General features: G+C 68.4%; 10 protein-coding genes and 1 tRNA gene. 8 read left to right on the top strand and 3 right to left on the bottom strand.

Going from position 1 to position 12311, the window contains the following annotated elements; genetic code table 11:
* The first annotated feature begins 17 nt into the window (after positions 1-17).
* A complete protein-coding gene (gene pyk / locus QUC20_RS08555) occupies positions 18-1466 on the top strand; it encodes a pyruvate kinase (RefSeq protein ID WP_289329591.1) in 1449 nt (482 codons plus the stop codon).
* 58 nt (positions 1467-1524) lie between these two features.
* Here pyk and QUC20_RS08550 read toward each other — a convergent pair.
* Positions 1525-1605, bottom strand: a tRNA-Leu gene (locus QUC20_RS08550).
* Between the two features lie 80 nt (positions 1606-1685).
* Between QUC20_RS08550 and QUC20_RS08545 the strand changes: the two genes are divergently transcribed.
* Positions 1686-2303, top strand: a complete 618-nt coding sequence (locus tag QUC20_RS08545) for an ANTAR domain-containing response regulator (protein ID WP_023950638.1) — start codon at positions 1686-1688, stop codon at positions 2301-2303.
* A gap of 70 nt (positions 2304-2373) precedes the next feature.
* Here QUC20_RS08545 and QUC20_RS08540 read toward each other — a convergent pair whose 3' ends face one another.
* The gene (locus tag QUC20_RS08540; RefSeq protein ID WP_120262559.1) at positions 2374-2805 is read right to left on the bottom strand and encodes a hotdog fold thioesterase; all 432 of its coding nucleotides are present in this window, start codon (positions 2803-2805) and stop codon (positions 2374-2376) included.
* Between the two features lie 57 nt (positions 2806-2862).
* On the opposite strand from QUC20_RS08540, the gene polA reads away from it, so the two are divergent.
* From polA to QUC20_RS08510, 6 genes are all read left to right on the top strand, one after another.
* A complete protein-coding gene (gene polA / locus QUC20_RS08535; protein ID WP_289329590.1) occupies positions 2863-5502 on the top strand; it encodes a DNA polymerase I in 2640 nt (879 codons plus the stop codon).
* Between the two features lie 36 nt (positions 5503-5538).
* Positions 5539-7215 (top strand): DUF885 domain-containing protein, encoded by a 1677-nt coding sequence (locus QUC20_RS08530; RefSeq protein WP_289329589.1) that lies wholly within the window; start codon positions 5539-5541, stop codon positions 7213-7215.
* Positions 7216-7309: 94 nt separating this feature from the next.
* Positions 7310-8350 carry an LLM class flavin-dependent oxidoreductase gene (locus tag QUC20_RS08525; protein ID WP_289329588.1) on the top strand — a complete coding sequence of 347 codons (1041 nt, stop codon included), beginning with the start codon at positions 7310-7312 and terminating at the stop codon, positions 8348-8350.
* A 43-nt stretch (positions 8351-8393) separates the two neighbouring features.
* Positions 8394-9749, top strand: coding sequence for an MFS transporter (locus QUC20_RS08520; protein WP_289329587.1), 1356 nt, complete (start codon positions 8394-8396; stop codon positions 9747-9749).
* Positions 9739-10509, top strand: coding sequence for an SGNH/GDSL hydrolase family protein (locus QUC20_RS08515; RefSeq protein ID WP_183045261.1), 771 nt, complete (start codon positions 9739-9741; stop codon positions 10507-10509). Before QUC20_RS08520 ends, QUC20_RS08515 begins: the two co-directional genes overlap by 11 nt.
* An 88-nt stretch (positions 10510-10597) precedes the next feature.
* A complete protein-coding gene (locus QUC20_RS08510; RefSeq protein WP_289329586.1) occupies positions 10598-10858 on the top strand; it encodes a DUF6458 family protein in 261 nt (86 codons plus the stop codon).
* A gap of 28 nt (positions 10859-10886) precedes the next feature.
* Here QUC20_RS08510 and QUC20_RS08505 read toward each other — a convergent pair whose 3' ends face one another.
* Complete coding sequence (locus QUC20_RS08505) at positions 10887-12215, bottom strand: MFS transporter (RefSeq protein WP_289329585.1); 1329 nt, start codon at positions 12213-12215, stop codon at positions 10887-10889.
* Positions 12216-12311 lie beyond the last annotated feature (96 nt).

Raw genomic sequence — 12311 nt, 5'->3', positions numbered from 1 at the left:
ATACCACCGGAGATTCAGTGAGACGCGCCAAGATCGTCGCCACCCTGGGACCGGCCACAGCCAGCTACGAGATGGTGCGAGCCATCATCGACGCCGGCGTGGACGTGACCCGATTCAACCTCAGCCACGGAGACTATTCGGAGCACGAGGTCCGCTGGGCCAACGTGCGCAAGGCCGCCGACGACGCGGGCCGCCCCGTCGCGATCCTGGTCGACCTTCAGGGCCCGAAGATCCGTCTGGGCAAGTTCGAGAACGGACCTCACCAGCTCGCGGTCGGCGACATCTTCAAGATCACGACCGACGACATCCTCGGCACGAAGGAGATCGTCTCGACGACCTTCAAGGGCCTGCCCGGTGACGTCAACCCCGGCGACTTCCTCCTCATCGACGACGGTAAGGTCCGCGTCGAGGTCGTCTCGGTCGAGGGTCCCGTAGTCACGACCAAGGTGATCGTCGCCGGTCCGGTCTCGAACAACAAGGGCATCAACCTGCCCGGCGTCGCCGTGAGCGTGCCCGCACTGTCGGACAAGGATGAGGCTGACCTGCGCTGGGGGCTGCAGCAGGGGGCGGACATCATCGCGCTGTCGTTCGTGCGGGATGCGTCCGATGTCACCCGCGTGCACGAGATCATGGCGGAGGAGGGCCGCAAGGTCCCCGTCATCGCGAAGATCGAGAAGCCGCAGGCCGTCGAGAACCTCGAAGGGATCATCGACGCGTTCGACGGCATCATGGTCGCGCGAGGCGACCTCGGCGTCGAGCTCCCGCTTGAGGCCGTTCCGATCGTGCAGAAGAAGGCCGTGGCGCTCTGCCGCCGCATGGCCAAGCCGGTGATCGTCGCGACCCAGATGCTGGAGTCGATGATCGAGAACCCCGTACCGACGCGCGCGGAGACCAGCGACGTCGCCAACGCCGTCCTCGACGGTGCCGACGCCGTCATGCTCTCGGGCGAGACCAGCGTGGGCAAGTACCCCGTCGTCGTGGTCGAGACGATGGCCCGCATCGTCGACTCGACCGAGACGCACGGACTCGAGCGCATCGCGCCGCTGACGGCGAAGCCGCGCACGCAGGGCGGCGCCATCACGCTCGCCGCCATGGAGGTCGCGCAGTTCATCGACGCGAAGTTCCTCTGCATGTTCACCGAGTCCGGTGACACGGCGCGCCGGATGTCGCGTCTGCGGCCCGAGATCCCGATGATCGCGTTCACGCCGGATCCCGCGATCCGACGTCGCATGGCGCTCACCTGGGGCATCCGTTCCAGCCTGGTCGAAGAGGTCGCTCACACCGACCTGATGTTCCACCAGGTCGACGACTACTTCCTCTCGAACGGCCTCGCCGAGGTGGGGGACAAGGTCGTCGTGATCTCCGGATCCCCTCCCGGAATCCAGGGATCGACCAACGACATCCGCATCCACAAGATCGGCGACGCCGTCAACGGTCGCGCACCGATCTACCAGGCGATCCAGTAACCGCCCCAGTGAATGCCGAAGGGCGGGCACCTTTTACGAGGTGCCCGCCCTTTCGTCGTGCCGGTGGTGGGAGTCGAACCCACACGTCCGAAGACAACCGAGTTTGAGTCGGTCGCGTCTGCCATTCCGCCACACCGGCGCACGCATATCGACAATACCGCCTCGTCGAGCGTCGCCTGACGGAAGCACGGCCGGAACGCCATACCGTAGGATCAAAAGGTGACAGAGCAAGAAGAGGCCCCCACGTCGGCCGCTCCCGCACCACGCCGTGTCGTCGTGGCCGAAGACGAGTCGCTCATCCGGCTCGACATCGTCGAGATCCTCCGCGACAACGGATACGACGTCGTCGGCGAGGCGGGCGATGGCGAGACCGCGGTGCAGCTCGCGACCGAGCTCCGCCCCGACCTGGTGATCATGGACGTGAAGATGCCCGTCCTCGACGGCATCTCCGCGGCTGAGCGTCTCGGTAAGGCGCACATCGCGCCCGTCGTGCTGCTGACCGCGTTCAGCCAGAAGGAGCTCGTCGAGCGCGCGACGGAGGCCGGCGCGCTCGCGTACGTCGTGAAGCCCTTCACCCCGAACGATCTGCTGCCCGCCATCGAGATCGCGCTGGCCCGCTATGAGCAGATCATCACCCTCGAGGCCGAGGTCGCCGACATGGTCGAGCGCTTCGAGACCCGCAAGCTCGTCGACCGTGCCAAGGGGCTGCTCAACGAGAAGATGGGCCTGAGCGAGCCGGAGGCATTCCGCTGGATCCAGAAGGCATCGATGGACCGCCGTCTGACCATGCAGGATGTCGCGAAGGCGATCATCGAGCAGCTCGCTCCCAAGAAGTAGTCCGGCGCCGCGCCGTCAGAGGCCCCCTCCCGATCGGGAGGGGGCCTCGTCGTTGCCGCGTCGGGCGGAATCAGGATGCCGCCGGAGCGTCCTTGATCATGTTCGTGATGCGGATGGTCGAGCACCGACGGCCTTGCTCGTCGGACACGACGATCTCGTGCACCGTCATCGAGCGGCCGAGGTGCAGGGGAGTGCACACACCGGTGACGGTGCCGCTCGTCGCCGAGCGCGTGTGGGTGGCGTTGATGTCGACGCCCACGGCGAGACGCCCCGGCCCGGCGTGCATGTTGGCCGCCATGGATCCGAGCGACTCGCCGAGCACGACGTACGCACCGCCGTGCAGGAGACCGACGGGCTGGGTGTTGCCTTCGACGGGCATCGTGGCGACGCAGCGCTCGGTGGTGAACTCGATGAAATCGATTCCCATGCGCTCCGCGAGCGCTCCCTTGCCGCGGCCCTGCGCCCAGGCGAGGCCGGTGTCGATGTCGGTCTTCTCAGGCATGCTCCACCCTCGGTCGCAGCGGGTCGTGGTGTCCGCCGTCGTCGTTAGGCTGGACGGGTGACGGACTCCGCAAAGCCTACTCTTCTCGTCGTCGACGGCCACTCGCTGGCCTACCGTGCCTTCTTCGCGCTGCCGGTCGACAACTTCACGACGAAGGACGGCCAGCACACCAACGGCATCTACGGGTTCCTGTCGATGTTCGTCAACCTGATCAAGGCCGAGAAGCCCACGCACCTGGCGGTCGCCTTCGACACCTCGCGCCAGTCTTTCCGCACCCGCGAGTACACCGAGTACAAGGCCAATCGTGCGGAGTCGCCGGCTGAGTTCAAGGGGCAGATCCCGCTGCTGCAGGAGTGCCTCGCCGCGATGAACGTCACCGTGCTGACGAAGGAGGACTACGAGGCCGACGACATCCTCGCGACCCTCGCGACGCAGGGTGCCGCCGAGGGCTTCGACGTTCTCGTCTGCTCGGGCGACCGCGACACGATCCAGCTCGTCACCGACGACGTCACCTTGCTCTACCCCAGCGTGCAGGGCGTCTCTCAACTCAAGCGCTACACCCCCGAGACGGTCGTCGAGAAGTACGGTCTCCCGCCCCAGAACTACCCCGACATCGCCGCGCTCGTCGGTGAGACGAGCGACAACCTCCCCGGGGTCCCGAAGGTGGGGGAGAAGACCGCGGTGAAGTGGCTGACGCAGTGGGGATCGCTCGACGCACTGCTCGAGAACGCCAACAAGATCGGCGGCGTCGTGGGCGGCAACCTGCGCGAGCACCTCGATGACGTTCGACGCAATCGTGCGCTCAACCGCCTCCTTCGAGATGTCGAGCTCGGTGTGACACCTGCCGACCTCGCCGTCGGTCCGATCGATGCTGAAGCGGTTCGCGACATCTTCGCCCGCCTCGAGTTCCGCACGCTGCTTCCCCGGGTGTTCGAGGCGGCCGGCGCCGACCCCGCGATGGCTGCCGAGACCACCGCTCCGGCGGTGCCGGCTCCGGCTGCCGCCGAGGTGTCTGCGGCTGATCTCGCCGCTTGGGCCGCCGCTCGGACGGGCGAGGTCGGGGTGACCGTCGTGGTCGCGGGCGGCTTCCCGCAGCGGATCGGCCTGGCGGGTCCCGACGAAGCGGTCGAGGCGACCTGGAACGACGACGTCGCCGACGCCCTGCGTCCGTGGCTCGAGTCCGACGCGCCGAAGGTGCTCTCCGACGCGAAGCTCCAGGTCAAGGCACTCCGCCGTGGCGGTGTTCGCCTGGGCGGCCTCGTGTTCGACCCGATCCTGGCCGGGTGGCTTCTGCGCCCGAGCTTTCCCGACAAGACCCTCGCCGACCTCGTCCACCGGTACCTCGACGAGAAGCTGCCCGAGGCCGACCCGACCCAACTCGTGCCTGAGACCGAAGGGGCGACACCGGGCCAGCTCTCGTGGTTCGCGCTCCGCGTCGCGGAGGCGGTGCGCGCGGAGATGCCCGCCTCCGTCCTCGGGGTGCTGACCGACATCGAGCTCCCCACCCTCGACACCCTCGCCGACATGGAACTCGCGGGCGTCGCGGTGTCGCACGAGAAGCTCTCCACGTTCTCCGCCGAACTCGCCGCGCGAGCCGACGACATCGCGCAGCGCGCGTACGCCACGATCGACCGCGAGGTGAACCTCGGCTCGCCCAAGCAGCTGCAAGAGGTGCTGTTCGAGCAGCTCCAGCTGCCGAAGACCCGCAAGACCAAGACCGGGTACTCCACCGACGCCGCGGTGCTGGCCGACCTGCAGGAGTCGAACCCTCACCCCTTCCTCGAACTGCTCCTGCAGCACCGTGAAGCGACGAAGCTGCGGCAGATCATCGAGTCGCTCGACACCGCGATCGCCGCGGACGACCGCATCCACACGACGTACGTGCAGACCGGAAGCCAGACCGGCCGGCTCTCGAGCACCGATCCCAACTTGCAGAACATCCCGATCCGCAACGAGGAGAGCCGACGCATCCGCGCTGCCTTCGAGGTCGGCGAGGGGTACGAGACCCTGCTGACGGCCGACTACTCGCAGATCGAGATGCGCATCATGGCGCATCTGTCCGAAGACCCGGGCCTCATCGAGGCGTTCGTGTCGGGCGAAGACCTCCACCGTTTCGTGGGTGCGCGGGTCTTCGGCGTCGAGCCCGCCGACGTCACACCGGCGATGCGCACGAAGGTCAAGGCCATGTCATACGGTCTCGTCTACGGACTCTCCGCATTCGGCCTGTCGAAGCAGCTCCGCATCGAGCAGTCCGAGGCCAAGCAGCTGATGCTCGAGTACTTCGCCCGATTCGGAGCGGTGCGCGATTATCTGCGTTCGAGCGTCGAGCAGGCTCGTATCGACGGGTACACCGAGACGATCTTCGGCCGCCGCCGGCCGTTCCCCGACCTCGCGAGCCCCAACCGCGTGCTCCGCGAGAACGCCGAGCGCGCAGCGCTCAACGCTCCGATCCAGGGCAGCGCGGCCGACATCATGAAGATCGCGTTGTTCCGCATCGCCCGTGAGTTCCGAGCCGAAGGCCTCCGCTCTCGTGTCCTGCTGCAGATCCATGACGAGCTCGTGGTCGAAGTGGCTTCGGGGGAGTGGGATGCCGCCGAGCGCATCGTCCGCGATCGCATGGGCGACGCTGCGGCGCTCACCGTTCCGCTGGATGTGCAGATCGGTCGCGGCGGCGACTGGGATGTCGCTGGTCACTGACCCGGCCGCGTGGGGGCGCCGCAGTAGGCTCGGAGGATGACCGAAGCACAGCGCACCCCCACGCAGATCGACCGGATCGCCGACGCGTGGGTCGACACCCTGGCCGAGCTCTCACCCGGGCTCGCGACGTACATCGGCCGTTTCGAGCACAATGCGCGACTCGACGACTACTCGCCCACGGGAACCGCGCGGGCGCTCGAGGCCGCGCGCAGCACCCTCGCAGCGCTCGAGGGGGCCGAGCCCGAGGACGACGTGGATGTCGTCACGAAAGCCGACCTCGCAGGCGATCTGCGGCTGCAGATCGATCTGGTCGAGGCCGGCGCACACCTGCGCGACGTCAACGTGATCGCGTCCCCGGCGCAGGAGATCCGCAACACGTTCGACCTCATGCCCACGGAAACCGTCGACGACTGGAGCGTCATCGCCGCACGCTTGGCCGCGGTGCCCGCTGCCGTCGACGGATACATCGAGACCCTCCGGGAGGGCATCGCCCGCGGGATCGTGCCGGCGCGTCGTCAGGTCACCGAGGTCGCGACCCAGATCGGCCGTTACACCGCCGACACCGGATTCTTCGCGACCTTCGCCGCCGACGCAGCCCCCGCGGAGGGCGGGCTGCCGGCATCGCTGGCCCGCGACCTCGCCGACAACGCCAACGCCGCACGCGTCGCCTATGACGCGCTGGCTGCGTTCTTCACCGGAGAGCTGCTGCCGGAGGCGGGTGAGACCGATGCGGTGGGACGCGAGCTCTACACGTTGCACTCGCGCCGCTTCCTCGGTGCGACGATCGACCTCGACGAGACCTACGAATGGGGTCTCCAGGAGCTCGCGCGTATGGTCGCCGAGCAGGAGTCCATTGCGAACGAGATCCTCCCGGGCGCAACGGTGGAGGAGGCCGTCGCTCATCTCGAGAAGGACGAGTCTCGCAAGCTCCACGGCGCCGAGGCGCTGCAGAAGTGGATGCAGGAGACGAGCGATCGCGCCGTCGAGGAGTTGGGGCGAACCCACTTCGACATCCCCGAGCCCATCCGCACGCTCGAGTGCATGATCGCCCCGACCAACGAGGGCGGGATCTACTACACCGGTCCGACCGATGACTTCTCGCGGCCGGGGCGGATGTGGTGGTCCGTGCCCGAGGGTGTCGACTCGTTCGACACCTGGCGAGAACTCACCACCGTCTACCACGAGGGCGTTCCGGGGCACCACCTGCAGATCGCTCAGGCGGTGTACAACCGGTCCGAGCTCAACTCCTGGCGCCGCCTCCTGGCCGGGTCCAGCGGGCACGCGGAGGGATGGGCCTTGTACGCGGAGCGCCTGATGGAGCAGCTCGGCTACCTGGACGACCCGGCGGACCGCTTGGGCATGCTCGACGGTCAGCGCATGCGTGCCGCTCGCGTCGTGCTCGACATCGGCGTGCACCTGGGCAAGGTCCGCCCCGACGGCGAAGGCGTCTGGGATGCGGACTATGCGCTGGAGTTCATGAAGCGCAACGTCAACATGCCCGAGGAGTTCATCCGCTTCGAGGTCAACCGCTACCTCGGTTGGCCGGGCCAGGCGCCGTCGTACAAGGTCGGTCAGCGCATCTGGGAGCAGATCCGCGACGACTACGCCGACCGTGCCGGAGAGCAGTTCGACGTCAAAGCGTTCCACATGACGGCGCTGCGGCTCGGCGGCGTCGGGCTCGACACCCTGCGGATGGCTCTCGCGCAGGACTGAGAGGCATCGCAGACGTCTGAAAGCGCAGACGACGACGGGGTGGGAATAGATCTCCCGCCCCGTCGTTGTATGCGCATGAATGAAAGGTTGCCCCATGACCGCGACATCCGTCCAGTTCGCCCTCGACACGTTCGGCGACGTCACCCGCGGAGCCGATGGCAAACTGCTCTCCGACGCGCAGACCATCCGCAACGTCGTCGACCAGGCCGTGCTCGCCGACGAGGTCGGCCTGAGCTTCTTCGGCGTGGGGGAGCACCACCGGCGTGAGTTCGCCGTTTCGAGCCCGGAGATCGTGCTCGCGGCGGCAGCGGCACGCACGAAGGACATCCGCCTCGGAACCGCGGTCACCGTGCTCTCCAGCGATGACCCCGTCCGCGTCTACGAGCGTTTCGCCACCCTCGACGCGGTCTCGAACGGACGCGCCGAGATCATCCTGGGACGAGGGTCGTTCACCGAGTCGTTCCCCTTGTTCGGTTTCGATCTCGCCGATTACGAGATCCTCTTCGAGGAACGGCTCGACCTCTTCGGCCAGCTGCGCGCCGAGCAGCCGGTGACGTGGCAGGGCAGAACGCGCCCCGCGCTGACGGCCGCAGACGTCTTCCCCAAGACCGAGAACGGACTGCGCGCCTGGGTCGGCGTCGGCGGCTCGCCCGAGTCGGTGCTGCGCACCGCGCACAACGGATACGGTCTGATGCTCGCGATCATCGGCGGCGGCGCGGATCGGTTCCGGCCGTACGTCGATCTGTTCCACCGCACGCGCGATGCGATGGGCGCTGGCCGGCTGCCCGTCGGAGTGCATTCGCCCGGTCACGTGGCCGACACCGACGAGCAGGCTTGGGAGGAGCTCTTCCCCGCGATGAAGGTCAACCGCGACGCGATCGGCGCCGAGCGCGGCTGGCCACCGTACTCGCGTCTTCAGTTCCAGCACGATCTCGGCCCCGACGGAGCCGTTTACGCCGGGTCGCCCGAGACGGTGGCCCGCAAGCTCGCGCAGACGATCCGTACGCTCGAGCTTGATCGCTTCGATCTGAAGTTCTCGCACGGGACCCTCGCCCACGAGAGCATGATGCGCTCGATCGAGCTGTACGGCACGAAGGTCGCGCCGCTCGTGCGCGAGATGCTCGCCGACGACTGACCAGGTGGCGCCCGGGGGCGTCGCGGATCAATAGCATGGTCGAATGACCGATACCGCGACGCCCTCGGTGGCGCGCCGCCTCGATGATCTCCCCTTCGGCCGCCGGCATCTCAGGATCCTGACCGGTTCCGGGCTCGGCTGGGCTCTCGACGCGATGGACGTCGGCCTGATCTCGTTCATCATCACGGCGCTCATCGCGCAGTGGTCACTCGACACATCGCAGGCGTCGTGGATCGCATCCGCCGGCTTCGCCGGGATGGCGATCGGGGCAAGCCTCGGCGGGCTGCTCGCCGACCGTTTCGGCCGGAGATCGGTGTTCGCGGTGACCCTGCTCGTCTACGGGGTCGCGACCGGAGCGAGCGCGCTGGTCGGCGGGCTCGCGATGCTGCTCGTGCTCCGCTTCGTCGTCGGGCTCGGACTCGGCGCCGAGCTGCCGGTCGCGAGCACGTATGTCAGCGAGTTCGCTCCCGCGCGAATCCGTGGTCGGGTCATCGTCATCCTCGAGGCCTTCTGGGCGGTCGGCTGGACGGCGGCGGCACTCATCGGCTACTTCGTCATCCCGCAGGACGAGGACGGGTGGCGGTGGGCGTTCGCCGTCGGTGCGATTCCCGCGGTCTACGCCCTGATCGTTCGCTGGGGGCTTCCCGAGTCAGCACGCTGGCTCGAGCGCCGCGGCCGGCATGCCGAGGCCGAGGCCGTCGTCCGAAGCTTCGAGAAGAACCACGGGCCCGCGTCCTCCGACCCGCGCACCGCGGCGGGGACAGAGGCGATCGGGGGCCCGCCGGCAGCGGTGTCGACGACGGGACGTCTTCGAGCCCTCTGGTCTCCCGAGTTCCGCGCCCGCACGGCGAGCCTGTGGCTGGTCTGGTTCTGCGTCAACTTCTCGTACTACGGCGCGTTCATCTGGATTCCCACCATCCTCTACACGCAGGGGTACGACCTCGTCCGCTCGTTCGGGTTCACGCTGATCATCACCCTTGCCCAGCTGCCGGGTTATGCCGTGTCGGCATGGCTGATCGAGGTGTGGGGCAGGCGCCTCACGCTGTCGGTCTTCTTGATCGGCTCCGCAGCATCCGCCGTCGTGTTCGGCACTGCCGGCACCGAGGCCGTCATCATCGTTGCGGGCATGGCGCTGTCGTTCTTCAACCTCGGCGCCTGGGGCGCCCTGTACGCCGTCACCCCCGAGATGTACCCGACGTCGCTGCGCGGCACCGGAGCGGGGTGGGCCGCCGGCGTGGGCCGCATCGCCTCGATCCTCGCGCCGCTGTCCGTGCCGCCGCTGCTGCTCTGGGGCGGAGCCCCGGTGCTCTTCGTGGTGTTCGCCGTGTTCTTCGTCCTCGCCGCCGCCGGCGCGTGGGGCCTCGCCGACCGCAGAGGGGTGTCGCTCGATGACCGCTGATCCAGAGGTGCGCTACGTCGCGATCGGTGACTCGTTCACCGAGGGCGTGGGAGACGAGCTCCCCGACGGCGCCGTCCGCGGCTGGGCGGATCTCGTCGCCGCGGGTTGGGCCGATGCCACCGGGCGGTCGGTGCAGTACGCGAACCTCGCGATCCGGGGCAAACTCGTCCGGCCGATCGTGGACGAGCAGCTCGAAGCAGCACTCGCCCTGCGTCCGACGCACCTTTCGTTCAACGGCGGGGGCAACGACATGCTGCGCCCGCGCACGTCGATCGCGCATATCGTCGATGCGTTCGTGCAGGTGCTCCGGCGCTGCGACGACGAGGGCGTGCGCCTCATCCTGCTGTCAGGGGCGAACCCGTCGGCCCAGCTGCCGCTGGGCGGACTGATCAATCGCCGCGGAGATGCCCTCTCCGCTGCCGTGGTCGACCGGATCTCGGACCGCGACGACGTCATCCGCGCCCTGAACTGGCACGATCGCGCCCTGACCCACCCGTCGTACTGGTCGGCCGACCGCCTCCACATGAACGCGCGCGGCCACCACCGCGTCGCGGCTCGCGTGCTCGGCTCGCTGGGGCTCGACGCGCCGGGGGAGTGGTGGTCGCTCCCCGTCGACGCGCCGCCCCCGACGCTCGCCCGTGGCGAGTACTTCCGCGAGCATCTTGCGCCCTGGGTCCGGCGCAGGCTGACGGGTCGCTCGTCGGGCGACCACCGTCAGCCGAAGTTCGGCTCATGGGTCGAGGTCGCGCCGCGTTCTTGACACGGGCGGAGAAGCCGTGTCAAGACGATGCGCGGCGCGACGAATCCGCGCCACGATCGTCGGGTCCGCACACCCGAAGGGAACTGACATGAGCATTGGTGCCGGAATCGCACTGTTCGTCATCGGCGCGATCCTCGCGTTCGCCGTCAACGTCGAGGTCGAGTGGGTGAACCTCGACCTCATCGGCTACATCCTGATGGGCGCGGGAGCCCTCGTCTTCCTCATCGGGCTCGTTCTGATGGTGCGCCGTCGTCAGACGGAGACCGTCAGCCGCTCCGCCGTCGACCCGGCGAGCGGTCAGCGCGTCACCCGCAACACCACGAGCACCTCGGGCGACCCGACGCTCTGACGAAGATCCTGCGTCGGCCGCGTCGGCCTCATCCCCGGCGCGGCCGTCTCGGTGCATCCATGCCGATGTGGATGCGCGTCCGCTTGCGCTCGATCGCGATGAACGTGCCGCCGATCAGCCACAGCGGGACCTGCGTGAGGAAGGCGATCCGGAACGCTTCGAGCGAGTAGGTAGCGGGAGTGCCCGCCCCCTGCAGATCGAGCGCGACACCGATGGAGAACACCGCGATCAGGGCGGCGAGGAATCCGCCGGCGTTGGTCAGCCCCGTGGCAGTGCTCAGCCGATGCGAGGGATTGTGGGTCCGGGCGTGATCGAAGGCGATCATCGACGCCGGGCCGCCGGTGGCCAGAGCCACGGCGAGCGCGACCAGGAGCCAAGCCGGTGCGGTTCCCGGCCAGAGGATGACCGCCGTCCACGCGATGAGCTGCACGGCGACGGCCGGGAGGACCAGGGCTCGTGATCTCAGGTTCGGGATGCGGCGCGAGAGCTCGCCCATGATCGGCCCGAGCGCCATCCCGGCGAACACGTACAGGGTCGTGATGAGTGTCGCTTCGCCCTGAGTGCGACCCTCGCCCGCAGTGAGGAACGGGATGCCCCACAGCAGGATGAACGCCGTGCCGGCGAACGGCGTCGTGAAATGCGACCAGAACGCCAGCCGGGTGCCGGGGTGGGCCCAAGCCGCCCGGATGCCGACGCCTGTGTCGACGCTCGAAGTGACGACCCTGATGGCACCGGTGTCGGTGTCGACGCTGACGTCGCGGTCGACCTCCGGCGGGTGGTTGCGAACGAGGAGGAAGACGAGGACCGCGAACAGGACACCGAGACCGGCGACGCTGCCGAATGTCACCGACCAACTGGTGGCGTGCAGGAGGGCGGAGAGCGGGATCACGGCGACGAGCTGCCCGGCCTGACCGAGGATGCCGGTCATCTGCACCATCAGAGGTCCGCGCTGCGCAGGGAACCACGTCGCGACCAGACGCAGCACCGCGGGGAAGATGGCGGCGTCACCGGCGCCCAGCAGCATGCGGGCGATGATCGCGACACCGACGCTGGGGGAGAGCGCCATCGTCAGCTGCCCGACAGCCATGAGCACCATCCCGATGGTCATGATGGGCCGCGAGCCGTAACGGTCGAGGAGGACGCCGATGGGAATCTGCATTCCGCCGTACACGGCCAGCTGAACGACCGCGAACATCGACAGGGTCGCGGCATCCGCGTGGAAGCGCTCGGCGGCGTCGACGCCGACGGCTGCGAGAGACGTGCGGTTCGTGATCGACAGGACGTACGCCGCGACGCCGGTTCCCCAGACCAGCCACGCCCGCACCCCGGGCCCGGCCATGCGCGCCGAGACGGTCATCTGCCGATCCGTCCGAGCGGGCGGGGCGTCGGAAAGATCACCCTCCTACGCTACTCCGGCCCCTGCGTCCACTCGTGCGAGCCCCGGTGTCCGCCG

It is taken from the genome of Microbacterium arborescens (assembly GCF_030369635.1).
Lineage (GTDB): Bacteria > Actinomycetota > Actinomycetes > Actinomycetales > Microbacteriaceae > Microbacterium.
The sequence above is the reverse complement of the archived record's forward strand: the minus strand, read 5'-3'. Positions and strand labels throughout refer to the sequence as shown.